This window comes from Amycolatopsis sp. 2-15 (genome assembly GCF_030285625.1).
In the GTDB taxonomy this organism is placed as follows: domain Bacteria; phylum Actinomycetota; class Actinomycetes; order Mycobacteriales; family Pseudonocardiaceae; genus Amycolatopsis; species Amycolatopsis carbonis.
In genome coordinates this window covers 6,827,369-6,852,318 of record NZ_CP127294.1, presented here as the reverse complement: position 1 = coordinate 6,852,318, position 24,950 = coordinate 6,827,369, and the positions used below count along the sequence as shown (strand labels likewise).

The following is a 24,950-nucleotide window of genomic DNA, read 5'->3' as shown; positions in this document are numbered from 1 at the left end:
CTCCGTTACCCCAATTGACTAGGGAGCTAAGTTAACGGCCGGTCAGAGCGCTGATCATTCGGGGGCGGTCACTGGGCGCCCATGATCCGTCGCTGCAGGCCACCGTCGGATTCCGCGACTTCGGCGGCCGGGCCGAGGTCGATCCGGACGGTGTGCACGAGCCCGGTGAACGCGTTGGTCCCCGCGGCGTAGGCGTCGGACACCGGCGTGCCGAGGTCGACGCCGACGTCGAGCGTCTCGTCGAAGGAGAAGTAGTACGCGATCGTCCGCTCTACGCGGGCCGCGGCGAGCTTCTCGCCGTCGGCGGTGAGCACGGCTTCGCCACCGAGGCCGGGCCCGCCGCCGTCGTAGGTGAACTCGAGGCGCAGCTCGTGGCGGCCCGGGGCGAGCGGGTCGGTCGCCGCCGCGGTGAAGTGCTCGAGGCCGAAGTAGTTGTAGACGTAGACCGGGCGGCCGTCGGCGAAGTACAGCGTCCAGCCACCGAAGCGGCCGCCCTGCGCGATGACGACGCCGGACGCGGGCGTGGCGGGCAGGTCGACGTCGGCGGTGATGACGTGGGAGCGGTTCTTGACGTTCGGCGTGGTCTCCTCGGTGAAGCGCCGCATCCCGCCGCGGTAGGTCACCGACGTCCGCGCGCCCAGTAGGTCGAGCCGGCCGGCCAGCACGGGATTCTCGCGCTCGGTGACGCGGTCGTCGAGCGGGAACACCTGGTGTTTCGCCGCCTCCACGAGGAAAAGGTCCTGCAGCTCCCGCAGTTTCGCGGTGTGCGCGGCGGCGAGGTCGTGAGCCTGGCTCGCGTCGCGGGTGAGGTCGTAGAGCTCCCAGACGTCGTCGGAGAACGCCCGCCGCTTCGTCGCCACCATCTCCCACGGCACGCCGTGGCGCGTGACCGCGGTCCAGCCCTCGTGGTAGATCCCGCGGTTGCCGCACATCTCGTAGTACTGCGTGTGGTGCCGTTCGGGCGCGGCGGCATCGGTGATCGTCTCGCGCAGGCTGACGCCCTCGATCGGTTGCTGCTGCACACCGTCCACGCTGTGGGGTGCGGGAATGCCCGCGCAGTCGAGGATCGTCGGCAGCACGTCGATCACGTGGCCGTACTGGTGGCGCAGCCCGCCGGCCTCGGCGCCGCCCGCGGGCCAGTGCACGATCAGCCCGTCGCGCGTGCCGCCGAGGTGCGAGGCGACCTGTTTCGTCCACTGGTACGGCGTGTTCAGCGCGAGTGCCCAGCCGGCCGGCGCGATCGGGTAGGTGCCGGGGTCCCCGATCTCGTCGAGGTGGTGGATCATCTCCTCCGGGTCGTCGACGAGCCCGTGGCCCAGCCGGTGTTCCACGAGCGTGCCTTCGATGCCGCCTTCGCCCGACGCGCCGTTGTCGCCGAGCAGGTAGAGGAACAGCGTGTTGTCGAGCGCACCGAGTTCTTCGAGTGCGGCGACGAACCGGCCCACCTGCGTGTCGGCGTGCTCGACGAACCCGGCGAACGTCTCCATGAACCGCGCCGCCAGCCGCTGCCGGGTGTCGTCGAGCTCGGCCCAGCGCGGCACGCCTTCGGCCCACGGCGCGAGTTCGGTGTCCCCGGGCACCACGCCGAGCTCTTTCTGCCGCGCCAGCGTGAGTTCCCGTTGCCGGTCCCAGCCGTGGTCGAAGCGGCCGCGGTACCGCTCGCGCCATTCGCGGCCGACGTGCAGCGGCGCGTGGGCGGAGCCGAGGGCGAGGTAGGTGAAGAACGGGCGGTCGGGCGTGAGCGTGCGCTGCGTGCGCACCCAGTCGACGGCGTGGTCGACGAGATCCTCGGTCAGGTGGTAGCCGTCCTCCGGCCGCCGGTCCGGCTCGACGGGCGTGGTTCCCTGGTACAGCAACGGGTACCAGTGGTTCATCTCCGCCCCCATGAACCCGTAGAAGGTGTCGAACCCTTCGCCGGTCGGCCACCGGTCGAAGGGCCCGACCGCGCTGATCTCGCGCGGCGGCGTCTGGTGCCACTTGCCGAACGCGGCGGTGCTGTACCCGTTGCCCTGCAGGATCTGCGCGAGCGTCGCGGCGCTGCGCGGGCGGAAGCCGTGGTAACCCGGCGCGGAAGTCGCCATCTCCGTGGTGCCGCCCATGCCGACGGAGTGGTGGTTGCGCCCGGTCAGCAGCGCTTGGCGCGTGGGTGAACACAGCGCTGTGACGTGGAAGCGGGTGTAGCGCAGTCCGCCGGCCGCGAGCCGGTCGGCCGTCGGCATGGCGCACGGGCCGCCGAACGCGCTCGATGTGCCGAAGCCGAGGTCGTCGGCCAGCACGATCACGACGTTCGGCGCGCCCGCGGGCGGGGGCACGGGTCCGATCGGCGTTCCCTGCTCGCGTCGCTCGCGCACGTCGAGTGCCGTCGGCGCGGGCACGGGGACGTCCGGGCGCGGCAGTATGTGGCGCCCGGCGGGGAACGCGGACATGAAGAGCTCCTTCCGAAGTGGACGCCAATGAGCTTCACAGCGCCGCACCCCGGCGGGCCAGGCTCCGGATGGGGGTGGCCCAGACCGGAATCCGATCAGGCCGAGAGCTGATCTTTATGGGGTCCCGCAGGCCAGGGCCAGGAACCGTTCCGCGGCGGGGGAGAGCGGCCCGGCGCGCCAGACCATCCGGCCGCGCCGCAGCAACGGCGGGTCCAGCGGTACGGTGACCGCGCCCAGGCGGCGGGCGTCGTCGGCCATCGCGCGGGGGAGCAGCGCCGCGCCGGCCCCGGCCAGCACGAGGGGCACGATCATGGCGCGGTGCTCGGTCTCCACGACGACGCGCGGCTCGGCCGTGCCGCGCAGGGCTTCCTCGACGATCCACCGGGTGGCCGTGCCGGGCGGGGTGGTGACCAGGTCCAGTGTGGCCAGTTCGGTCACCGGCAGCACGAGGCGCACCGGCGAGTCCGCGGGCAGCACGGCGAACACCTCCTGCTCGGCGAGGTCGAGCCCGGCGAGCCCCGGCGTTTCGGCACCGGACTCGACGAGACCCACCTCGCTCTGTCCATTTCGGACCCGGTTGACCACGTCCGAGCCCGTCTCCGGCGCCCGCACCCGCACGAGGACCTTGGGGTGCGCCGCGCGGAACCGGCCGAGCAGCTTCGCGAGCGGGTCGACGGCGAGCGTGGTCTGCGACGCGAGGTCCAGCGTCCCGCCGCCGAGCCCGAGGACCTCGCGCACGGACGCGTCGGCCGTGCGCAGGTCGCGCAGGATCTGTCGGGCCGGGGCCACGAGCGCCGTGCCGGCCGGGGTCAGCGTGGCGCCGTGGGGCAGGCGGTGGAACAGCAGCCCGCCGAGCTCCTTTTCCAGCGTGCGCACCGCGTGCGAGAGCGACGGCTGCGCGACGTGCAGCCGTCGGGCCGCGTTGGTGAAGCCGCCGTGATCGACGACGGCGAGGAAATACTGAAGCTGGCGGCGTTCCATCCCCGCATTTCAGGCCACGGGGGCGGGCCGCCGCAAGGCCTGGCGCCGCAACCGGGTGAACTGCTTGGCACTGTTGAGTGCGAAGATCCCGACCGTCACTCCGTCGCGCTGGTAGGTCGCCACGAACGCGGGAGCGTCGGGTCCGCCCTCGGTGAACACGACCTCGTCGCCGCGCTCGGGGTGCCCGGCGAGCTGCAGGGTCCCCTCGTACTGGTCCGACCAGACGTAGCCGCTCGGCGCGTAGTGCCGCGTGGTGGCGCCGGCGAGCAGGTTCGCGACGGCGACGCCCGCTTGCTCGCTCGCGTTGGTCCAGTGCTCGTGCCGGTGCCGCCGTCCGCCTTTTTCCGAGGTGTAGGCGGCGACGTCGCCGACCGCGACCACGTTGGGCAACGCGGTGACGAGGCCGCTCGAGACGTGCACGCCGTTGCTCACCTCCAGGCCTGAACCGGCCAGCCACTCGGTCGCGGGCACCATGCCGATCCCGACGACGACCACGTCGGCCGGCAGCTCCTCGCCGCCCACGAGCCGGACGCCGGTCACGCGCCCGCCCGCGGTCACGAGCTCGTCGACGGCGGCGCCGCAGCGCAGGACCGTGCCGTGGCGGTCGTGCAGCCGCGAGCACACCTCGGCCAGCCGGGGTCCCAGCACGCGTTCGAGCGGCGTGGCCAGCGTTTCGAGCACGGTGACGTCGAGACCGAGCGAGCGGCAGGTCGAAGCGACCTCCGCCCCGATGAATCCGGCGCCCACGATCACCACCCGCACACCCGGCACCAGCTCCGCGCGCAGGGCCAGTGCGTCGTCGAGCGTCCGCAGCACGTGGACCCCGGAGACGCCAGCCGTGCCGGGCAGCGTCCGCGCGCGCCCGCCGGTGGCGAGCACGACGCCGTCCACCGTCAGGTCGGCGCCGTCGGAGAGCACCAGCCGGCCGCCGGCGGCGTCGAGCCGTTCGGCCCGGGTGCCCAGCCGCAGCTCCAGCGACGCGGTGTCCTCGGCGTCGAGGAGGTCCAGCGACTCGCGCTCGGCGGTGCCGGCGAGGAAGGCCTTCGACAGCGGCGGCCGATCGTACGGCAGGTGAGGTTCGGCCCCGACGAGCACGACGCGGCCGTCGAACCCCTGCGCGCGCAGCTCCTGGGCGGCTCGCGCCCCGGCGAGCGAAGCGCCGACGATCGCGACGCTCTTCACGCGGCATCCTCGGTGTTTTCCAAGCGCTCCGCCTGCACGTAGATCACGCCGTTGTCGACGAGCACCTCGTAAGTGCGCACCGGCTGCTTCGCAGGCAGGCACGACGGCTGGCCGGTTCGCAGGTCGAACAGCGCCGCGTGCAGCGGGCATTCGACGAAGCAGCCTTCGAGCCAGCCCTCGGCCAGGGACGCGTCCTGGTGGCTGCACGTGTCGCCGATCGCGTAGACCTCGCCGTCGGCGTTGAACACCGCGATCGGCTCGGGCCCCGCGATCCGGACGGATTCGCCGGGGGGCAGTTCGTCCACTGTGCACGCGCGCAGCATCTGGGCCTCCGGGAGGAGCTGGGGGTGTGCTTTTGAGGGGCACCGCGTTGCGTATGGGGGAACTCGCAACGCGATACGCAACAAGTCTGAGTGCGAGCGCGGGGTGCCGTCAAGGGGTGTCCGGGGCCCGATCGGGGCGGATTTTGTGGCCCGTCCGCGGGCACGCCACGGACCCGTGCGCCGGGCAGGCGCACGGGTCCGGCAGGCCGGCGGTTACGCGGGAGTGTGGCGGTAGAAGGGCTGCTTGATCGGCGCGAGCGGGGTGTTGCCGAGGATCAGGTCCGCGGACTTCTCGGCGGTCATCATCACCGGCGCGTAGATGTTGCCGTTGGGGATGTAGGGCAGCACCGACGCGTCGACCACGCGCAGGCCCTCGGTGCCGTGCACGCGCATGCTGCCCGGGTCTACCACCGACAGCTCGTCCACGCCCATCTTCGCGGTGCACGAGGGGTGCAGCGCGGTCTCGGCGTCCTTGGCGACCCAGTCGAGGATCTCCTCGTCGGTCTCCACGGCCGGCCCGGGCGAGACCTCGCCGCCGTTGAACGGGTCGAGCGCGCTCTGGTTGAGGATCTTGCGCGCCACCCGCACGGCCTCGACCCACTCGCGGCGGTCGTTCTCCGTGGACAGGTAGTTGAACCGCAGCGCCGGGTGCTCGCGCGGATCGGTGGAGGTGATCTTCACCGTTCCGCGGGTGTCGGCGTACATCGGCCCGACGTGCACCTGGTAGCCGTGCCCGCCCGCCGGCACCGAGCCGTCGTAGCGGATGGCGATGGGCAGGAAGTGGAACATCAGATTGGGGTAGGCCACCTCGTCGTTGCTGCGGACGAACCCACCGCCCTCGAAGTGGTTGGTGGCCGCGGGTCCCGAGCGCAGGAACAGCCACTGCGCGCCGATCCACGGCCGCTTCCACTTCGCGAGCGAGGGCTGCATCGACACCGGCTGCTTGCACGCGTACTGGATGTAGACCTCGAGGTGGTCTTGCAGGTTCTCGCCGACACCCGGCAGGTCGCGTACCACGTCGATGCCCAGCTTCTCAAGCTCGGCCGCGTTGCCGACACCGGAGAGCTGCAGCAGCTGCGGCGTGTTGATCGCGCCGCCGCACAGGATGATCTCCTTGCTGTACACCTCTCCGGGAGCGCCGCGGCCCTGCGCGTATTCGACGCCGATCGCTCGGGTGCCGTCGAAGAGGATCTGCGACACGAACGCGTGGGTCTTCACCGTGAGGTTCTTCCGGTGCAGCACCGGGTGCAGGTACGCCCGGGCGGCCGAGAGGCGCCGTCCCTTGCGGACGTTGCGGTCGAACGCGGCGAAACCCTCCTGCCGGAAGCCGTTCACGTCGTCGGTACGCGGGTAGCCCGCCTGCACCGCGGCGTCGAAGAAGGCCTCGAACAGCGGATTGGTCGCCGGGCCGCGTTCCAGCTCGAGCGGGCCGTCGTGCCCCCGCCACGGCCCATCGTGCGCGTCGGCGAGGCAGTTCTCCATGCGGCGGAAGTACGGCAGGCAGTGGGCGTAGTCCCACTCGGACATTCCGGGGTCTCCCGCCCACCGCTCGTAGTCGAGCGGGTTGCCGCGCTGGAAGATCATCCCGTTGATGCTGCTGGACCCGCCGAGCACCTTGCCGCGCGCGTGGTAGATCCGCCGCCGGTTCATGTGCGGCTCGGGTTCGCTGCGGTAGCCCCAGTCGTAGTACTTGCTGCCGATGGGGAAGGTCAGCGCGGCAGGCATGTGGATGAACACGTCCCACTTCGCGTCTTCGCGGCCGGCTTCGAGGACCAGCACCTTGTTCGCGGGATCGGCGGAGAGGCGGTTGGCGAGCGCGCAGCCGGCGGACCCGCCGCCGACGATGACGAAGTCGTAGGTCTCGGTACTCATGTCTCCTCCTTCTCTCAGCCGGTCACGGAACCGGGCGCCGGGGTGTCCGGCTGGTGGTCGGGGCTCGTGTGCGCGGCCGCCCAGTGCCGGCGCCGCACCCACAGCAGGACCCCGCCGACGACCACGATCAACGCGGTGATCAGCATGGCACCCCACTGGAAGTACCAGTGGTCGTCGCCGTAGACCTCGGCCCGCGGCCAGATCAAGTTGATCGTCATGCCCGCGCCGTAGAGCACGGCGACGAAGTTCACGAGCGTGCCCCAGCGGCCGAGCTTGAAGTACGGGCCGTGCTCGGGGCGCGGCCACTGCCCGCGCAGGCGGCGCACCAGCATCGGGCCGGTGACCATCAGGTAGGGGATGTAGAACAGGATGATCGCCGTCGAGGTGAGCACGAAGAACGCGCGCTGGTTGCCGAGGTTGATCAGCAGCACCACCACGGTGAGCCCGCCGGTGATCAGCGCCGGCAGCACCGGCGTCTTCGAGCGCGGCGACACCTTCGCCAGCGCCTTGCTGAACGGCAGCCGCCCGTCGCGGGCCATCGCGAAGGTCATGCGGATCGCGGCGGTCTGCACGGCCAGGCAGCACACGGTGATCGCGATGGCCGAGCAGATCAGGAACGCGTCACCGAGGCCGGTGCCGAGCGTGCTCTTGAGCAGGTACGGCATGCCGGACGTGGAGAGCTCCTCGGCGTTGAGGTCACCGACGGCCATCATGCCGACGAGCATCATCAGCCCGCCCACGAGGAACGCGGCCGTGATCGCGCGGATGATCGCGCGTGGCGCGTGCTTGCGCGGCTGCGTGGTCTCCTCCGCGAGCGAGCCGGCGGTGTCGAAGCCGTAGAACACATACGCGCTCATCAGCGACGCGACCAGGAACGCGCCGAGGTACCCGAGTGACTGGCCGTCGCCGGTGCCGTGGGTGTCGAACACCAGGCCGGGTCCGCGCTTGATGTGCACGGCCAGCGCGATGATCAGCAGGACGCTCGCGCCGAGCTCCACGGCCACGCCGAAGTTGTTGATCTTCGCCATGAGCTTCACGCCGATGATGTTCACGATCGTCGCGAACACCACGAGCACGAGCGCGAGGATGATCGCGTTCTGCGCGCCGCCCGGGGTGGAGGTGAGGCCGGCGTCGGAGTCGCTGCCGACGATCTGGAACGCGGTGGAGACCTGCGGCAGGATGATCTGGTAGGCCACCGCGACGGCCGCGGCCGTCACGATCGCGCCGATGATCATGATCCAGCCCGCGAGCCACGACGTCGCCGGTTTCGCGATCTGCTTGGCCCACTGGTACACCGAACCGGCGAGCGGGAACTGCCCGGCCAGCTCGGCGAAGCACAGCGCCACGGCCAGCTGGCCGAGGAAAACGAGCGGCCAGGTCCAGATGAAGGCCGGGCCGCCCGAGCCGAAGCCGAAGAAGAACAGCTGGAACACGCCGGTCATGATCGAGATGTAGCTGAACCCGGCGGCGAAGCTGGAGAAGGAGCCGAGTGAGCGTTCGAGCTCCTGGCGGTAGCCGAACTTGGCGAGCTCGGAGCTGTCGGAGTGGTCCCCGGCGGACCCCCCGCCCGCCGGCTTGGATCGTGTGGTCATGGTTCGTCGTCCTCAGAAGTGGTGGGGGAGGGGATCAAGGGGAGGGGAGGAATCAGCCTTTGAACCAGCGCTGCGGCACGGGGTCGATGTTGTGGTAGACGTGCTTGGTCTCGCGGTACTCCGCCAGCCCCGAGGGGCCGAGCTCCCGGCCGATGCCCGACCGGCCGAACCCGCCCCACTCCGCCTGTGGCAGGTAGGGGTGGTAGTCGTTGATCCACACGGTGCCGTGGCGAAGAGCCCCGGCCACGCGCTGCGCTCGCCCCGCGTCCGACGTCCACACGGCACCGGCGAGCCCGTAGTCGGTGTCGTTGGCGAGCGTGATCGCCCCGGCCTCGTCGGTGAACCGCTCGACGGTCACCACCGGCCCGAAGACCTCCTCCCGCACCACCGCCATGTCGCGGGTGCAGCCGGAGAACACGGTGGGGCGCAAGAAGAACCCCCGCTGCAACGCGGGATCGTCGGGCCGGCCGCCGCCCGCGCACAGCTTCGCCCCCGCCCCGATCGCGCCGGCGATGTAGCCCTCGACCTTCGCCCGGTGCTGTTCGGACACGAGCGGGCCCGTTTCGCTGGCGGGGTCGAGCCCGTCGCCGATGCGGATCCGGTCGGCCCGCGCGGCGAGCTCGGCGACGAAGCGGTCGTGCACGCCGTCCTGCACGATCAGCCGCGCGCCGGCCGAGCAGACCTGTCCGGAGTGGACGAACGCGGCGGCCAAGGCGTAGTCCAGCGCGGTCTCGAAATCGGTGTCGTCGAACACCACGTTGGGGTTCTTGCCACCCAGTTCGAGTGCCACGCGCCGGACCCCGCGCGCGGCCGCGGTCATGATCTTCTCGCCCGTGGCGAGCCCGCCGGTGAAGGACACGAGGTCGACGCCGGCGTGCTCCACCAGGGCCGCGCCGACGGCACCCGGACCGAGCAGCAGGTTCACCACCCCGGGCGGCACGCCCGCTTCTTCGGCGAGCGCGACGAGCCGGATCGTGGACAGCGGGGTGACCTCACTCGGCTTGAGCACGGTGGTGTTGCCCGCGGCCAGCGCCGGGGCGAGCTTCCACGACATCTGCAGCAGCGGGTAGTTCCACGGCGCGATGAGCGCGCAGACGCCCACCGGTTCGTGCGTGATCCGGCTGATCGCGCGCGGGTCGCCGGTGTCCACCACGCGTCCGGCGTCGTGCGCGGCCAGCGCCGCGTAGTAGCGGAAGACCGCGGTGACGTCGTCGATGTCGATGCGGCCCTCGGCCAGGGTCTTGCCGGTGTCGAGCGTTTCGGTGCGGGCCAGGTCCTCGCGGTCGCGCTGCAGCAGCGCGGCGATGCGGGTGAGCAGGTCCGCGCGGTCGGCCGCGGTCGTTCTTCGCCAGGGCCCGCCGTCGAACGCGCGGCGGGCCGCGGTCACGGCCGCGCCGACCTCGGCGGGACCCGCCACCGCCACGGCGGCCAGCACTTCGCCGCTGGCGGGGTTGAGCACTTCCGAGCGCGCCTCGTCGGCCGCGTCGGTCCAGATTCCGTCGATGTGGAGGTCCTTCATCAGGCCTTCCCAAGCAGCTCGCGCAGCCTTTTGCCGCGCGGGGTGTGACGCGCGGCACTTCGAGTGCGTACATTTGTACGCTAAGCGTGTACACATGTCCACAACGAGTTCTCGGCGCCGACACCGGGCGTTCGCGCGAGGTCGTGCGACGATCGGTGGTGCCCGACGAGACCGGTGAGTGAAGGAGCTTGGCGGCGATGACGACGCGTGACACCGCCGGGCGCAGGAAGCTGCGCGGCCCCAACGACCCCGAGCGGCGCGCCCGGATCGCGAAGGCGGCCATCGAGGTCGTGGCCGAACGCGGCATCGACGGGCTGACCCACCGCGCGGTCGCGGCGGCGGCCGGGGTGCCGCTCGGCTCCACGACCTACCACTTCGCGACGCTCGACGACCTGCTCGAGGTCGCGCTGCACGAGGCCGCCGCGAACAACGTCCGCGAGCTGCGGGAGTGGGAGCAGGCGCTCGACCCGGAGGCCGATTTCGCCGCGGCGTTGGCCGATCTGGTGATGGGCTACATCCACGAGCTCTACCCGCATACGGTCGTCGAGTACGACCTCTACGTCGCCGCGCTGCACCGGCCGCGGCTGCGTCCGGCGAGCGCCGCGTGGGACGACGCCCTGATCAAGTTCTTCTCCACCCGCACCGACCCGCTGACCGGCCGGCTGCTCGCCGGGTTGTTCTGCGGCCTGCTCATGCAGGCGGCGCTGGCCGACCCGCCGCCGACCCGGCCGGAGATCGAGGCCCTCTTCCGGCGCGCCATCGAGGGCCCGCCGGCCTGACGGCTTTCGTTGGGGTAGCGCCGAAACCGCTTCCGCACACCGGGTTCGTGGCGGCGTCCGGTAATCGGGTGACGCGAAAATCCCGTTCTTGACAGCGCCGTCGAGCGCCCGCATTGTGTTCCGGAGAGGGCAACTCGGCGCGTCCTGCGCAACATCAACGCGGCGGTGCCTCTCCCCGTGACTTCTGCCGTTTTCCCGCGCGGCTTCCCCTGTCGAGCAAGCTCGCACCGACCGTCCCGCCCCGAGAGGAGCACCGCCGGTGACCACCACCGACCTCCCGCAGAGCCTCCTGCCGACGCTGTCCGGCCGCCACTACACCGACCCGGGGGTCTTCGCCCGCGAGCAGGAGCGGATCTTCGAAACGGACTGGTTCTGCGCCGTGCGCACCGCGGACCTGCCGACCGCGGGGACGTTCGAGACGGTGCAGATCGGCCGCGAGAGCGTGCTCGTCGCCCGCGGCCGCGACGGGAAGGTGAACGCGTTCCTCAACGTGTGCCGCCACCGCGGCGCGCGCCTGTGCACCGAGAAGAGCGGGCAGGTGAAGCGCGCGATCCAATGCGTGTACCACGCGTGGACCTACGGCCTCGACGGCAAGCTCATCGCCGCGCCGAACCTCACCGGCATGCCCGACGTCGACCGCACAGAGTACGGGCTCACGAAGCTCGCCGTGCGCGAGTGGCTCGGTTACGCGTGGGTGTGCCTGGCCGAGGAACCGCCGTCGTTCGAGGCCACGGTGATGGCCGACGTCTCGGACCGGCTCGGCGGCCCGGGGGAGATCGAGGCGTACGGGCTCGACGGGCTCGCGTTGGGCCGGCGCATCGAGTACGACGTGAAGGCCAACTGGAAGCAGATCATCGAGAACTTCATGGAGTGCTACCACTGCGCGACGATCCACCCGGAGCTCACCGAGGTGCTGCCTGAGTTCGCCGACGGCTACGCCGCGCAGTACTACGTGGGCCACGGCGCGGAGTTCGGCGAACAGATCGCCGGGTTCACCGTGGACGGCAGCGCCGGCGTCGCGCGGCTGCCGGGCGTGGGGGAGCACCAGGACCGCCGGTACTACGCGATCACCATCCGCCCGCAGGTGTTCGTGAACCTCGTGCCGGACCACGTGATCCTGCACCGGATGTTCCCGCTCGCACCCGACCGCACGCTCGTGGTGTGCGACTGGCTCTACCTGCCGGAGGTCGTGGAGTCCGGAGTGGACCTCGACCGCTCGGTGGAGCTGTTCCACCGCGTGAACCTGCAGGACTTCGAGGCGTGCGAACGGTGCCAGCTCGCGATGGGCTCGCGTTCCTACGCGCGCGGCGGGGTGCTCGTGCCGAGCGAGCACCACATCGGTGCGTTCCACGATTGGGTCCGCGCGCGGACCCAAGGTTAGATCAGCGCGCGGATCGCCTGCTCGAACCCGGTCACGTGGTCGAGCGTGAGGTCGGCGGCCTTCTTCGCGTCGCCCTCGATGATCGCCGTGAGCAGCGGCAGGTGCTCGTTCACGTGGCCGGCCATGCCGCGCAGGCGCGGCAGGAACACACACCAGATGCGGGTGGCGAGGTTGTCGTAGTGGATCAGAGTGTCCTCGAGGAACGGGTTGTGCACGCAGGAGTAGATCGCGCGGTGCAGTTCGAGGTCGGTGCGCAGCAGCTCGGTGTTGTCGGCTGGGTTCGCCGCGTCGAGCTGCTCACGCAGCACCGTGAGGCCGGCGCGGTCGGCGTCCGACGCGCGCTCGGCCGCGGCCGTCGTCGCCATCGGCTCCAGTGTGCGACGCACCTCGGAGATGTGCGCGAGGTCGGAGATGTTCACGTCGGTGGCGAAGGTGCCGCGGCGCGGGTAGGCGACCACGAGGTGCTCGGTCTCGAGGCGTTTGAGCGCCTCGCGCACGGGCGTGCGGCCCATGCCGAGTGTGCTGCCGAGCCAGTCTTCGTTGATCGGGTCGCCCGGTTTGATGTCGAGCATGACGAGGCGGTCGCGGATGAACAGGTAGGCCTGTTCCGCGAGTGACGGGCCGCTGACCGGGACGGGGCTGTTGACCTGGGTGCGCACCCCGCCTACTCTACATCGAAGATTGATATATCAGAAGTCGACCAGCCAGTTCTGAAGGTATGCAACGGAAGCAGGCAGGAATGACCTCGACGATCGGGGAAGCGGCCGCCGTGCTCGGCCGCTCTCTGCAGGACTTCGACCCGGACGTGGCCGCCGCGATCGGCGCGGAGCTGCGTCGCCAGCAGTCGACGCTGGAGATGATCGCCAGTGAGAACTTCGCGCCGCTGTCGGTGCTGCAGGCCCAGGGCTCGGTGCTCACCAACAAGTACGCCGAGGGTTACCCCGGCCGGCGCTACTACGGCGGGTGTGAGCACGTGGACGTGCTGGAGAACCTGGCGCGCGAGCGCGTGAAGGAGCTCTTCGGCGCCCGCTTCGCCAACGTGCAGCCGCATTCGGGCGCGCAGGCCAACGCCGCCGCCATGGCCGCGCTGCTCGAGCCTGGCGACCGCATCCTCGGCCTCTCGCTCGCCCACGGCGGGCACCTCACCCACGGCATGCGGCTCAACTTCTCGGGCCTGCTCTACGAAGTCGCGGCCTACGAGGTGTCCGAAAAGGACTTCCGCGTGGACCTGGACGAGGTCGCGCGGCTCGCGCGGGAGCACCGGCCGAAGCTGATCATCGCCGGCTGGTCGGCTTACCCGCGGCAGCTGGACTTCGCGCGGTTCCGGGCGATCGCCGACGAGGTCGGCGCGTACCTGATGGTCGACATGGCCCACTTCGCCGGCCTCGTGGCCGCCGGGTTGCACCCGTCGCCGGTGCCCCACGCGCACGTCACGACCACCACCACGCACAAGACCCTCGGCGGCCCGCGCGGCGGTGTGGTGCTCACGAACGACCCGGAGCTGTCGAAGAAGGTGAACTCCGCGGTCTTCCCCGGGCAGCAGGGCGGCCCGCTGGAGCACGTGATCGCGGCGAAGGCGGTGGCGTTCAAGATGGCCGCCGAGCCGGAGTTCGCCGAGCGCCAGGCCCGCACGCTGCGCGGCGCGAAGCTGCTCGCCGAGCGGCTGCTGGCCGAGGACACCAGGGCAGCGGGGATTTCCGTGCTGACCGGCGGCACCGACGTGCACCTGGTGCTCGCCGACCTCCGCGATTCCGAACTGGACGGCAAGCAAGCCGAAGACCGCCTGCACTCGGTCGGGATCACGGTCAACCGCAACGCGGTGCCGTTCGACCCGCGCCCGCCGATGGTCACCTCCGGCATCCGCATCGGCACCCCTGCGCTGGCCACGCGCGGCTTCGGTGACGACGAGTTCCGGGAGGTCGCGGACATCGTCGCCACGGTGCTGCTGCCCGGTTCCGACGAGGCCGTGGTGGAGAAACTGCGCGCCCGCGTGGCCGCGCTCACCGGTCGTTTCCCGCTCTACCCGGACTTGGAGGCCCCGCAGTGAACCCGACGGCCCCCGGCGCCGACCTGCCCGAACACCCCGATTTCCTCTGGGACAACCCGGACCCGAAGCGCTCCTACGACGTCGTCGTGGTGGGCGGCGGAGGTCACGGCCTCGCCACCGCCTACTACCTCGCGAAGGTCCACGGCATCACCAACGTCGCCGTGCTGGAGAAAGGCTGGCTCGCCGGCGGCAACATGGCCCGCAACACAACCATCATCCGCTCCAACTACCTGTGGGACGAGAGCTCCGGCATCTACGAGCACTCGCTGAAGCTGTGGGAAGGCCTCGAAGAGGACCTCGGCTACCCGATCCTGTTCAGCCAGCGCGGCGTGCTCAACCTCGCGCACGGCCTGCAGGACGTGCGCGACAGCGTGCGCCGAGTGGAGGCCAACAAGCTCAACGGCATCGACGCCGAGTGGGTCGACGCGGCCGGGGTCAAGGAGATCTGCCCGATCGTCAACACCTCGCCCGACGTGCGTTACCCGGTGCTCGGCGCCACGTACCAGCCGCGCGCGGGGATCGCGAAGCACGACTACGTCGCGTGGGGTTTCGCGCGCGCCGCGGCCGCGCTGGGCGTCGACCTCATCCAGGACTGCGAGGTCACTGGCATCGAGACCGCGGCCGGCCGGGTCACCGCGGTCGACACGACTCGCGGCCGGATCGCCGCCGGCAAGGTCGCGCTGTGCGCCGCAGGGCACTCGTCCGTGGTGGCGAAAATGGCGGGGTTCGACCTGCCGCTGGTGTCGCACCCGTTGCAGGCGCTGGTCTCGGAGCTGCTCGAACCGGTGCACCCGACCGTGGTCATGTCGAACGCCGTGCACGTGTATGTGTCCCAGGCGCACAAGGGTGAGCTCGTGATGGGAGCCGGCATCGACTCCTACGCCGGCTACGGGCAGCGCGGCGCGTTCCACATCATCGAGGACCAGATGGCCGCCGCGCTGGAGCTGTTCCCGGTGTTCGCGCGGGCGCACCTGCTGCGCACGTGGGCGGGGATCGTGGACGTCACGCCCGACGCGTCGCCGATCGTCGGCCTCACGCCCGTGGAGAATCTCTACCTCAATTGCGGCTGGGGCACCGGCGGGTTCAAGGCCACACCCGGCGTCGGTGACTGCTTCGCCCACACCGTGGCGAAAGGCAAGCCGCACCCGTACGCCGAGCCGTTCACCCTCGACCGGTTCACCACCGGCGCCCTCGTCGACGAGCACGGCGCCGCCGCCGTCGCCCACTAGGAGCTCCCGTGCAACTCATCCCGTGCCCGTGGTGCGGTCCCCGCGAGGAGACCGAGTTCCACTACGGCGGCCAGGCGCACGTCGCCTACCCGCAGGATCCGGCCGCGCTGTCGGACGAGGACTGGGCGAAGTTCGTCTTCTTCCGCGCCAACCCGAGCGGCCCGCTGCCCGAGCGGTGGACCCACAGCGCGGGCTGCCGCCGCTGGTTCAACGCCGTGCGCGACACCCGCACCCACGACCTCCTGGCGGTCTACCGCCTCGACGAGCCCAGGCCGGTGATCCCGTGACCCGATTGCCCGACCGCGGTGTCGTCGACCGCGCGGCCCCGCTGAAGTTCACCTTCGACGGCCGGGAGCTGACCGGCTTCCGCGGCGACACCCTCGCTTCGGCCCTGCTCGCCAACGGCGTGCACCAGGTGGCCACGAGCATCAAGTACGCGCGCCCGCGCGGGATTGTCGCGGCCGGCGTCGAGGACCCGACCGCGCTCGTGCAGATCGAAGCGCCGTTCCCGGAGCCGATGCTCAGCGCGACCACGGTCGAGCTGTACGACGGCCTGGTCGCCCGCGGCCTGTCCGGGCAGGGCCGGCTCGCCACCGAGCCCGACCCGGCGCGCTACGACGCCGAACACATTCACTGCGACGTCCTGGTCGTCGGCGCCGGACCGGCCGGACGGGCCGCCGCGGCCGAGGCCTCCGGACGAGTGCTCCTCGTCGACGACCAGCCCGAACCGAGCGGGGAAATCCCCGGCGGCGTCCGGTTCCTTTCGCGCACGACGGCGTTCGGCGTGTACGACGACGGGTTCGTACTGGCGCTGGAACGACGCGGCGAGAACGCCGCGCCCGAGCGGATCTCGCGCCGGCGCGTGTGGCGGATCCGCGCGAAGCGGATCGTGCTCGCGACCGGTGCGCACGAGCGGCCCGTGGTGTTTCCCGACAACGACCGGCCGGGCATCATGCTCGCCGGCGCGGCGCGGACGTACCTGAACCGCTACGGCGTGCTCGCGGGCCAGCGCGCGGTCGTGTTCACCACCAACGACAGCGCCTACGCGGTGGCCTTCGACCTCGCCGACGCCGGCGCGCGGATCGCGGTGATCGCCGACGCGCGCGACACGGTGTCCGCCCGGCTGAGGGAAGACGCCGCGGCCCGGGGCATCGAGATCCGGACCGGGCACGGGATCGTCGGCACCGCGGGCGGTGACCGCGTCACGTCGGCGGTCGTCGCGGAACTCGGGGCCACCCAAGGGGATCGCTTCGCCTGCGACCTGCTGCTCGTGTCCGGCGGCTGGAATCCGGCCGTGCACCTGTTCAGCCAGGCCCGCGGCACGCTGCGCTACGCACCCGAGCTCGGCGCCTACGTGCCCGACGGTGACCTGCCGACCGTCCGCGTGGTCGGCAGCGCGGCGGGAGAAGGCCTGCCTGAGGTGAAGGTGCTGTGGCAGGTCCCGGCAGCGGAGTCCGAAGTGGACACCCGGTTCGTCGACCTGCAGCGCGACGCCACCGTGTCCGACGTCCTGCGCGCGACTGGCGCCGGTCTGCGGTCGCTGGAGCACGTGAAGCGCTACACGACGATCGGCACCGCGCACGACCAGGGCAAGACGTCCGGGCTGCTCGCGGCGGGCATCACTGCCGAGGCGCTGGGGCGCGACCTGGCCGAGCAGCGGCCGACGACGTTCCGCCCGCCCTACACCTCCGTGCCGTTCGCCGCCCTCGCCGGGCGCAACCGCGGCGACCTGCACGACCCGGTGCGGGTGACGGCGCTGCACCCGTGGCACGTCGCGCACGGCGCGGAGTTCGAGAACGTCGGCCAGTGGAAACGGCCGTGGTACTACCCGCGGCCCGGTGAGGACCTCGAAACGGCCGTGCTGCGCGAATGCCGCGCCGCCCGTACCGGCGTCGCGCTGATGGACGGCTCCACACTCGGCAAGATCGACGTGCAGGGCCCGGACGCCGCGGCGTTCCTCGACCTGCTTTACACGAACCTGATGAGCTCGCTCAAGGTCGGCCGCATCCGCTACGGCGTGATGTGCGGGGTCGACGGCATGGTCATCGACGACGGCACCGTGATCCGCGTGGCCGAGGACCGGTTCCTCGTCACCACGACCACCGGCAACGCGGCGATGGTCCTCGAGTGGATGGAGGAGTGGCTGCAGACCGAGTGGCCGCACCTGCGCGTGTTCGCCACGTCGGTGACCGAGCACTGGGCCACGATCCCGCTCGTCGGCCCGCGTTCGCGCGCGGTACTGGCGAAGGTGGCGCCCGGCCTCGACGTGTCGAACGACGCGTTCGGCTTCATGACCTGGCAGGACGCCGAGGTCGCCGGCATCGACGCCCGCGTCTGCCGGATCAGCTTCTCCGGTGAGCTGGCGTACGAGATCAACGTGCCCTCGTGGCACGGGATCACGCTGTGGGAAGCGCTGCTGGCGGCCGGCGCCGAGGACGGGATCACGCCGTACGGCACGGAAACCATGCACGTGCTGCGCGCCGAGAAGGGCTACCCGATCATCGGCCAGGAGACCGACGCGACGGTGACGCCGCAGGACCTCGGCATGAGCTGGGCCGTGTCGAAGAAGAAGCCCGACTTCCTGGGCAAACGGTCCTTCACACGCGCGGAGAACCTGCGGCCCGACCGCAAGCAGCTCGTCGGCCTGCTGCCGCAGGACCCGGCCGTGCTGCTGCCGGAAGGCTCGCAGCTCATCGAGACCGACCACGTACCCGAGCCGCCGGTGCGCATGCTCGGCCACGTCACGTCCAGCTACCGCAGCGCCGCGCTGGGCCGCACCTTCGCCCTCGCCCTCGTGCGGTCCGGGCGGGAACGCGTCGGCCAGACGCTGTACGTGCCGGTCGGCGCCGCCGTGGTGCCGGTGACCGTGACGGAATCCGTGCTGTTCGACAAGGAGGGGACCCGTCGTGACGGTTGACCTGATGCGCCGCGCCCCGCTCGCGGACCACGCGGCCGTGCTGGCCGCTCTCGCGCCGGCCGTGATCGCGGAGGAACGGCCGTTCCTGACGCAGCTCACCGTGCGGGTGCGTGAAGGCCACGACGCCGTGGGGGAGGTGCTCGGGGTGCCGTTGCCGGCCGAGCCGTGCACCTTCACCTCGGGCGCCGGGCCCTTCGGCGCCGTCGACGTGTTGTGGCTGGGCCCGGACGAATACCTCGTCCTCGCCGGACCCGGCGCGGTGACCGAACCGGATCTGCGGCCGGCGATCGTGGTGGGCGCGGTGACCGACACGTCGGCGCAGCGCACCACCGTCCGGCTGGCCGGGCCGGCCGTGCGCGACGTGCTCGCGCACGGCTGCGCGATCGACCTCGACCCGGCCGTGTCGCCGCCCGGGACCTGCGTGCAGACGTTGCTGGCCCGCACGGGGATCGTGCTGCTGGTCCGCGAAGCCGGCGAGTTCACCGTGCTCGTACGGCAGTCCTTCGCGCCCTACTTCGCCGCGTGGCTGGCCGACGCCGCCACCGAGTACACCGAGGAGGCACCGTGGCCTTCACGCTGACGCTCAACTGCCCCGAACGCGCTGGCATCGTCCACGCCGTCACCACGTTCCTGCTGGAGCGCGGGTGCGACATCGTCGAGCACCAGCAGTTCGACGACGACGTGCGCGGCTCCTTGTTCCTGCGCACCTCCTTCACGTGTTCCGTGCCGGCCACTGTGGACGATCTCCGGCGGGCGTTCGTGCCGGTGGCCGGTGACTTCGCCATGGAGTTCGAGTTCGCCGACGGCACGGCTCCTAGGTTGCTGGTGATGGTGTCGAAGTTCGGGCACTGCCTCAACGACCTGCTGTTCCGGTGGCGCGCCGGCAGCCTGGGCGCGGAGGTCGCGCTGGTGGTGTCGAACCACGAGGACCTGCGTCCGATGGCCGAGGCCGCCGGGGTGCGGTTCGAGCACGTGCCGGTGACGCCGGCGACGAAGGCCGGGGCCGAGCAGCGGCTGCTGGACCTGCTGTGGGAACACGAGATCGACCTCGTCGTGCTCGCCCGGTACATGCAGGTGCTCTCGGACGAGCTGTGCGGCAAGCTCGCGGGCCGCGCGATCAACATCCACCACTCGTTCCTGCCGGGCTTCAAGGGCGCGAAGCCCTACCACCAGGCCTACGACCGGGGCGTGAAGTACGTCGGCGCGACCGCGCACTACGTCACGGCCGACCTCGACGAGGGCCCGATCATCGAGCAGGAGGTGCAGCGCGTGGACCACACGTACTCGCCGCGGGAGCTGGTGACCGTCGGGCGTGACGCGGAGGCGCTCGCCCTGTCGCGAGCGGTCCGCTGGCACAGCGAACGGCGTGTCCTGCTCAACGGCAACAGCACCGTCGTCTTCCGGTAAGGAGTGTTCTTCTCATGTCCCGAGTCGTGATCATCGGCGCCGGCATCGTGGGCGCCAACCTCGCCGACGAGCTCACCGCGCGCGGCTGGACCGACGTCACCGTGCTGGACCAGGGGCCGCTGCCGCTGACCGGCGGCTCCACCTCGCACGCGCCCGGTCTCGTGTTCCAGACCAACCCGTCGAAGACGATGACCGAGTTCGCGCGCTACACCGTCGAGAAGTTCGGCGACCTGGAGGTCGACGGGCTGCCGTGCTTCAACCAGGTCGGCGGCATGGAGGTGGCGAGCACGCCGGCGCGGTGGCAGGACCTGCACCGCAAGCACGGCTGGGCCACGTCGTGGGGCGTCGAGGCGCACCTCATCGACGTCGACGAGTGTGTGCGGCGCTGGCCGCTGCTCGACGGCTCGCGGATCCACGGCGCGCTGTACGTGCCGACCGACGGGCTGGCGAAGGCCTCGCGCGCGGTCGTCGCACTGGCCCGCCGCGCCGAGTCGCGGGGCGCGCGGTTCGTGGGGTCGACCAAGGTGACCGGTCTCAAGCAGGCCGGCGGCCGGGTGACCGGGGTCGAAACGGACCAGGGCGGGTTCGCGGCCGACATCGTGGTGTCGTGCGCCGGGTTCTGGGGCCGCGAGCTCGGTGCGCTGGCGGGGATGGACGTCCCGCTGCTCCCGCTCGCACACCAGTACGCGAAGACCGGCCAGATCGCGGAACTGGTGGGGCGCAACACCGAGACGAGTGAGGCGAGCCTGCCGATCCTGCGTCACCAGGACCAGGACCTGTACTTCCGCGAGCACGGGGACCGCCTCGGCATCGGCTCGTACGCCCACCGCCCGATGCCGGTCGAGCCCACCGGCGTGGACGGCGAGGTGACGGAGTCGTCGATGCCTTCGATGCTGCCGTTCACCGACGAGGATTTCGCGCCGTCGTGGGAGGAGAGCAAGCTGCTGCTGCCCGCGCTCGGCCGGACGAAGGTCGAGGAGGGGTTCAACGGCATCTTCTCCTTCACTCCCGACGGTGGGTCGCTGGTGGGGGAGTCGGAGCACGTGCGCGGGTTCTGGATCGCCGAGGCGGTGTGGGTGACGCATTCGGCCGGCATCGCGAAGGCTGTGGCGGAGCTGCTCGTACACGGTCGTGCCGAGACGGATCTGCACGAGGTGGACGTGCACCGGTTCGAGGAGGTGCAGCTCGCGCCGGAGTACGTGAGCGAGACGTCGCAGCAGAACTTCGTGGAGATCTACGACGTGCTGCACCCGTTGCAGCCCAAGCTTTCGCCGCGCGACCTGCGGGTGAGCCCGTTCCACGCCCGGCAGCGGGAGCTGGGCGCGGTGTTCCTGGAGGCGGGCGGCTGGGAGCGGCCGCACTGGTTCGAGGCCAACGCGCCGCTGGTGAAACGGCTGCCGCACGAGTACCTGCCGCCGGCGCGCGACGCGTGGGCGGGGCAGTTCCATTCGCCGATCGTGGCGGCGGAGGCGTGGCACACGCGCAACGGGGTGGCCCTGTACGACATGACGCCGCTCAAGCGCGTGGAGGTGAGCGGCCCGGGTGCGCTGGAGTTCCTGCAGGGGCTGACGACGAACCAGCTCGACAAGTCCGTCGGTTCGGTGACCTACACGCTGATGCTCGACGACGCGGGCGGCGTGCGCAGTGATGTCACGGTGGCGCGGCTGGAGCCTTCGGTGTTCCAGGTGGGGATCAACGGGAACCTCGATGTCGCGTACCTGAACTCGCGGGTGCCGGACGGGGTCCGGGTTCGGGACAGCACCGGGAGCACGTGCTGCATCGGCGTGTGGGGACCACTCGCGCGGGACCTGGTGCAGCCGTTGTCGGCGGAGGACTTCTCGCACGCGGGGCTCAAGTACTTCCGGGCGCGTTCGGCGCGGATCGCCGGGGTTCCGGTCACGGCGATGCGACTGTCCTATGTGGGTGAACTGGGCTGGGAGATCTACACCTCGGCGGACAACGGCCTGCGGCTGTGGGACGCGTTGTGGGCGGCAGGGCAAAAGCTGGGGGTGATCGCGGCCGGGCGGGCGGCGTTCAACAGCTTGCGGCTGGAGAAGGGCTACCGGCTGTGGGGCACGGACATGACCACCGAGCACGATCCGTACGAGGCCGGGGTCGGGTTCGCCGTTCGTCCGGCGAAAGGTCCGTTCGCGGGGCGGGACGCGATCGAGGGCCGTTCGGAGGAGACGGCCGCGCGGCGGTTGCGATGCCTGACCGTGGACGACGGGCGGACGGTGGTGCTGGGCAAGGAACCGGTGTTCGTCGACGGTGCGGCCGCGGGGTATGTGACCAGCGCGGCGTACGGGTACACGGTCGGGCGGCCGATCGCGTACGCGTGGCTGCCGGGGACCGTCGGCATCGGGGACGCGGTGGAGATCGAGTACTTCGGACGGCGGGTCACGGCGACGGTGGCCGCGGAGCCGCTGGTCGACCCGGGCATGGAACGAATTCGACGCTGAGCGGTGAGTTTCATGCGGGATCAGATCACGAGCGAGTCCCTGAAGTCCCTGGCGACGCCGTCCGTCGGGCCGGCGTTGCCGGCGGGCGGGACCGTCGCGGCGCTCGCGTTGGCCCAGGCCGCGGCCCTGCTTGCGCGCACCGGCGATGGTGCTTGCGGCGGCTGGATGCACGGGCTGCGGCTGGCCGAGCAGGACGCATTCGCGGTGCGGACGTCGGGTCTCGAATCCTGGCGGCCCTCCGCGGACGTGATCACCGCGGCGGCCTCGTTGCCGGCCGTGGCCGAACTGCGCTTGTCCGAGGTGAGCGGCGTGGCGCTGCTCGACGTGGCGGCCGCGGCCGAGGTGATGCGCTCGGCCGCGGTGATCGCGCGGGTGGCGATCGAGAGCCGGACGGGTTCGGTGCCGGTGCCGGAGGTGGACGGGCTCGTCACGCGGGCGGAGCGGATCACGGAGGCGGTGCGGAGTGGCCTAAGTAACCAACTGGTTGGTTGACGGCCGGCTGGGATCGGTGTCTGATGGAGATGTAGGCACGAACTCCCGGAAGGCACTCATGTCCAAGACCTGGCTCATCACCGGCAGCTCCCGCGGCTTCGGGCGGGAGCTGGCGAAAGCAGTCCTCGACCACGGCGACCGGCTCGTCGCGACCGCTCGCAAGCCCGAACAGCTCGACGACCTCGTAGGTCGCTACGGCGACCGCGTGCGCGCGATCGCCCTGGACGTCACCGACCCGGCGGCCGCCCGCGCGGCCGTGCAGGCGGCGGTGGACGCGTTCGGCTCGCTCGACGTCGTGGTGAACAACGCCGGCTACGCCAACTCCGCGCCCATCGAAGAAATGCCCGACGACGACTTCCGCGCCCAAGTGGACGCGAACTTCTACGGCGTCGTCAACGTCACCAAGGCCGCCCTGCCGATCCTGCGCGCCCAGCGCTCGGGCCACGTCGTGCAGTTCTCGTCGGTCGGCGGCCGCGTCGGCGGCTCACCCGGCATGGGCGCGTACCAGGCCGCCAAGTTCGCGGTCGAGGGCTTCTCCGAGGTGCTGGCCAACGAGGTCGCTCCCTTCGGCGTCAAGGTCCTCATCATCGAGCCCGGCGCGTTCCGCACCGACTGGGCCGGCTCGTCCATGCGCGTCGACCCCGTGACCCCCGACTACGACGAAACGGTCGGCGCGATGAACCGCCGCCGCACCGACTCCGCCACCTGGCCCGGCGACCCCGCCCGCGCCGCCAAGATCATCGTCGACGTCGTCGACCACGCCGACCCGCCGCGCCGCCTCCTGCTGGGCGCCGGTGCGGTGGAGCTGGCGGCGCGGTCTTCCGCGGAACGCGCCGCGGAGGCCGAGAAGTGGGCGGATGTGAGCCGCTCGGCGGACTTCCCGCCGGGGGAGTGACTGCGCTGACCCGGTGCTCCGGTGTCTGCTCTGCGCGGGCAGGCCCGCGTGGGGGCACGCCCGATCGGCGGACTCCCCGCCGGGTGAGCGACGCAGGGGCGTTCGATCCGCCGCGCCGTCTCGCATTGCGCGCGGCGTCGGCGGCGTTCGACCTGAGTCCGTCCGTTGCTGGAGCCGCAGCCGAGTACCCCGCAGGCGTGCGGCGCAGGCTGACCCACCCCGCCGCCTCCTGCTGGGCGCCGGTGCGGTGGAGGTGGCCGCGCGGTCTTCCGCGGAACGCGCGGTGGAGGCCGAGAAGTGGGCGGATATGAGCCGCTCGGCGGACTTCCCTCCGGGGGAGTGAGGTCGTCCCTTCGAAGTACCCGCGGGGGCGGCGCGGAGCACTAGCATCGGTCGCATGAGTCGATGCGCTGGGCCGGACCGGTGAGGGCCTTCGTCATCACCGGGCCCGGCGAGGCCGGGGTGGCCGAGGTGCCGGAGCCGGTCGCGGTGATGGGCGAGGTCGTGGTGGCCGTGGAACGCGCCGGGGTGTGTGGCACCGACTTCGAGTTCTTCACCGGCGAGATGCACTACCTCGCCGACGGCCAGGCGCGTTATCCGATGCGGATCGGGCACGAGTGGTGCGGCACCGTGGTGGAGACGGGTGAGGGTGTGCACCCCGCGTGGGTGGGGCGGCGGGTCGTCGGCGACACGATGCTCGGGTGCGGGCACTGCCGGCGGTGCCGCAACGGCCACCAGCACGTGTGCGCGGACCGCCACGAAGTCGGGATCCGCGGCGGGCGGGCCGGGGCGCTGGCGGAGAAGATCGCGGTGCCGGTGACGTCGCTGCACGAGCTGCCCCCGCATCTCGACGCGACGGCCGGCGCGCTGGTCGAGCCGGGCGGGAACGCGCTGCGGGCGGCGGAGGCCGCATTGGGTGAGAAGGACGGGATGCGGGTCGCGGTCTACGGGCCGGGCACGATCGGGCTGCTCACCGCGATGTTCCTGCGCGCGGCCGGCGCCGAGGTCCACCTGGTCGGCGCCACGGCCGGCTCCATCGCCTTCGCGCGCGGGCTGGGGTTCTCCGCGGCCGGCGAGCCGCCCGCGGCGCCGGTCGACGCGGTCGTGGACGCCACCAGCGACCCGATCGTTCCGGCGGCGGCGCTGGAGCTGGTGGAGCCGTCGGGCCGGATCGTCTACATCGGACTGGCCGGTGAGCCGAGCGGGATCGACACGCGGCAGCTGGCCCTGAAGGACGTGACCGCCGTCGGGATCCTCAGCGCGTCGCCCGGCCTCGACGCGACCATCGACCGCTACGCCGACGGGGACGTCGACCCGCGGCCGATCGTCGCGGCGACGGTCGGGCTCCACGAGGTCGCCGACGTCTTCGCCGGGCGACGCCCGCCGGGCGCGGGGCCGAAGATCCTGGTCGACCCGAACCGGACGTGAAGGCCGGCCCGTGGGCACGGG

The 24,950-nt window shown here is 71.5% G+C and carries 20 protein-coding genes; 12 read left to right on the top strand and 8 right to left on the bottom strand.

Annotated elements, in window-relative coordinates; genetic code table 11:
• Positions 1-68: 68 nt before the first annotated feature.
• From QRX50_RS33880 to QRX50_RS33850, 7 genes are all read right to left on the bottom strand, one after another.
• Complete coding sequence (locus QRX50_RS33880; protein ID WP_285967179.1) at positions 69-2,426, bottom strand: arylsulfatase; 2,358 nt, start codon at positions 2,424-2,426, stop codon at positions 69-71.
• Between the two features lie 114 nt (positions 2,427-2,540).
• A complete protein-coding gene (locus tag QRX50_RS33875) occupies positions 2,541-3,407 on the bottom strand; it encodes a LysR family transcriptional regulator (RefSeq protein WP_285967178.1) in 867 nt (288 codons plus the stop codon).
• 9 nt (positions 3,408-3,416) lie between these two features.
• Complete coding sequence (locus QRX50_RS33870) at positions 3,417-4,589, bottom strand: NAD(P)/FAD-dependent oxidoreductase (protein WP_285967177.1); 1,173 nt, start codon at positions 4,587-4,589, stop codon at positions 3,417-3,419.
• Positions 4,586-4,912, bottom strand: coding sequence for a bifunctional 3-phenylpropionate/cinnamic acid dioxygenase ferredoxin subunit (locus QRX50_RS33865; RefSeq protein WP_285967176.1), 327 nt, complete (start codon positions 4,910-4,912; stop codon positions 4,586-4,588). Before QRX50_RS33865 ends, QRX50_RS33870 begins: the two co-directional genes overlap by 4 nt.
• A gap of 213 nt (positions 4,913-5,125) precedes the next feature.
• A complete protein-coding gene (gene betA / locus QRX50_RS33860) occupies positions 5,126-6,784 on the bottom strand; it encodes a choline dehydrogenase (RefSeq protein WP_285967175.1) in 1,659 nt (552 codons plus the stop codon).
• A 14-nt stretch (positions 6,785-6,798) separates the two neighbouring features.
• Positions 6,799-8,376: an amino acid permease gene (locus QRX50_RS33855; RefSeq protein WP_285967174.1), complete on the bottom strand. Its 1,578-nt coding sequence runs from the start codon at positions 8,374-8,376 to the stop codon at positions 6,799-6,801.
• A 52-nt stretch (positions 8,377-8,428) separates the two neighbouring features.
• Positions 8,429-9,895, bottom strand: coding sequence for an aldehyde dehydrogenase family protein (locus QRX50_RS33850; RefSeq protein ID WP_285967173.1), 1,467 nt, complete (start codon positions 9,893-9,895; stop codon positions 8,429-8,431).
• A gap of 197 nt (positions 9,896-10,092) precedes the next feature.
• Here QRX50_RS33850 and QRX50_RS33845 point away from each other — a divergent pair, with 197 nt between their 5' ends.
• Positions 10,093-10,674, top strand: coding sequence for a TetR/AcrR family transcriptional regulator (locus QRX50_RS33845; protein ID WP_285967172.1), 582 nt, complete (start codon positions 10,093-10,095; stop codon positions 10,672-10,674).
• A gap of 259 nt (positions 10,675-10,933) precedes the next feature.
• Positions 10,934-12,055, top strand: a complete 1,122-nt coding sequence (locus tag QRX50_RS33840; RefSeq protein ID WP_285967171.1) for an aromatic ring-hydroxylating oxygenase subunit alpha — start codon at positions 10,934-10,936, stop codon at positions 12,053-12,055.
• Here QRX50_RS33840 and QRX50_RS33835 read toward each other — a convergent pair.
• Positions 12,052-12,714: a GntR family transcriptional regulator gene (locus tag QRX50_RS33835; protein WP_285967170.1), complete on the bottom strand. Its 663-nt coding sequence runs from the start codon at positions 12,712-12,714 to the stop codon at positions 12,052-12,054. The genes QRX50_RS33840 and QRX50_RS33835 overlap by 4 nt on opposite strands.
• An 80-nt stretch (positions 12,715-12,794) precedes the next feature.
• On the opposite strand from QRX50_RS33835, the gene glyA reads away from it, so the two are divergent.
• The 10 genes from glyA (at position 12,795) to QRX50_RS33785 (ending at position 24,929) form a co-directional block, all read left to right on the top strand.
• A complete protein-coding gene (gene glyA, locus QRX50_RS33830; RefSeq protein WP_285967169.1) occupies positions 12,795-14,102 on the top strand; it encodes a serine hydroxymethyltransferase in 1,308 nt (435 codons plus the stop codon).
• Positions 14,099-15,331: a sarcosine oxidase subunit beta family protein gene (locus QRX50_RS33825; protein WP_285967168.1), complete on the top strand. Its 1,233-nt coding sequence runs from the start codon at positions 14,099-14,101 to the stop codon at positions 15,329-15,331. Before glyA ends, QRX50_RS33825 begins: the two co-directional genes overlap by 4 nt.
• Before the next feature lie 8 nt (positions 15,332-15,339).
• On the top strand, positions 15,340-15,618 hold the full coding sequence (locus QRX50_RS33820; RefSeq protein ID WP_220240537.1) for a sarcosine oxidase subunit delta: 279 nt from the start codon (positions 15,340-15,342) through the stop codon (positions 15,616-15,618).
• On the top strand, positions 15,615-18,248 hold the full coding sequence (locus tag QRX50_RS33815; RefSeq protein WP_285967167.1) for a 2Fe-2S iron-sulfur cluster-binding protein: 2,634 nt from the start codon (positions 15,615-15,617) through the stop codon (positions 18,246-18,248). Before QRX50_RS33820 ends, QRX50_RS33815 begins: the two co-directional genes overlap by 4 nt.
• Complete coding sequence (locus QRX50_RS33810) at positions 18,238-18,828, top strand: sarcosine oxidase subunit gamma (RefSeq protein ID WP_285967166.1); 591 nt, start codon at positions 18,238-18,240, stop codon at positions 18,826-18,828. Before QRX50_RS33815 ends, QRX50_RS33810 begins: the two co-directional genes overlap by 11 nt.
• Complete coding sequence (gene purU, locus QRX50_RS33805; protein WP_285967165.1) at positions 18,813-19,655, top strand: formyltetrahydrofolate deformylase; 843 nt, start codon at positions 18,813-18,815, stop codon at positions 19,653-19,655. The genes QRX50_RS33810 and purU overlap by 16 nt, the downstream gene beginning before the upstream one ends.
• Before the next feature lie 14 nt (positions 19,656-19,669).
• Positions 19,670-22,114, top strand: coding sequence for a GcvT family protein (locus QRX50_RS33800; protein WP_285967164.1), 2,445 nt, complete (start codon positions 19,670-19,672; stop codon positions 22,112-22,114).
• Positions 22,115-22,126: 12 nt separating this feature from the next.
• Positions 22,127-22,606, top strand: a complete 480-nt coding sequence (locus QRX50_RS33795; RefSeq protein WP_285967163.1) for a hypothetical protein — start codon at positions 22,127-22,129, stop codon at positions 22,604-22,606.
• A gap of 58 nt (positions 22,607-22,664) precedes the next feature.
• A complete protein-coding gene (locus QRX50_RS33790; protein WP_285967162.1) occupies positions 22,665-23,501 on the top strand; it encodes an oxidoreductase in 837 nt (278 codons plus the stop codon).
• Positions 23,502-23,906: 405 nt separating this feature from the next.
• Positions 23,907-24,929 carry a zinc-dependent alcohol dehydrogenase gene (locus QRX50_RS33785; RefSeq protein WP_285967161.1) on the top strand — a complete coding sequence of 341 codons (1,023 nt, stop codon included), beginning with the start codon at positions 23,907-23,909 and terminating at the stop codon, positions 24,927-24,929.
• The last annotated feature ends 21 nt before the right edge of the window (positions 24,930-24,950 follow it).

Excerpts from the sequence above, each read along its gene's own strand:
- QRX50_RS33800 (WP_285967164.1), top strand. The coding sequence starts at position 19,670 with ATGTCCCGAGTCGTGATCATCGGCGCCGGCATCGTGGGCGCCAACCTC.
- QRX50_RS33850 (WP_285967173.1), bottom strand. The coding sequence starts at position 9,895 with ATGAAGGACCTCCACATCGACGGAATCTGGACCGACGCGGCCGACGAG.
- glyA (WP_285967169.1), top strand. The coding sequence starts at position 12,795 with ATGACCTCGACGATCGGGGAAGCGGCCGCCGTGCTCGGCCGCTCTCTG.
- QRX50_RS33790 (WP_285967162.1), top strand. The coding sequence starts at position 22,665 with ATGTCCAAGACCTGGCTCATCACCGGCAGCTCCCGCGGCTTCGGGCGG.
- QRX50_RS33845 (WP_285967172.1), top strand. The coding sequence starts at position 10,093 with ATGACGACGCGTGACACCGCCGGGCGCAGGAAGCTGCGCGGCCCCAAC.
- QRX50_RS33795 (WP_285967163.1), top strand. The coding sequence starts at position 22,127 with ATGCGGGATCAGATCACGAGCGAGTCCCTGAAGTCCCTGGCGACGCCG.
- QRX50_RS33785 (WP_285967161.1), top strand. The coding sequence starts at position 23,907 with ATGCGCTGGGCCGGACCGGTGAGGGCCTTCGTCATCACCGGGCCCGGC.
- QRX50_RS33865 (WP_285967176.1), bottom strand. The coding sequence starts at position 4,912 with ATGCTGCGCGCGTGCACAGTGGACGAACTGCCCCCCGGCGAATCCGTC.
- QRX50_RS33880 (WP_285967179.1), bottom strand. The coding sequence starts at position 2,426 with ATGTCCGCGTTCCCCGCCGGGCGCCACATACTGCCGCGCCCGGACGTC.
- betA (WP_285967175.1), bottom strand. The coding sequence starts at position 6,784 with ATGAGTACCGAGACCTACGACTTCGTCATCGTCGGCGGCGGGTCCGCC.
- QRX50_RS33875 (WP_285967178.1), bottom strand. The coding sequence starts at position 3,407 with ATGGAACGCCGCCAGCTTCAGTATTTCCTCGCCGTCGTCGATCACGGC.
- QRX50_RS33855 (WP_285967174.1), bottom strand. The coding sequence starts at position 8,376 with ATGACCACACGATCCAAGCCGGCGGGCGGGGGGTCCGCCGGGGACCAC.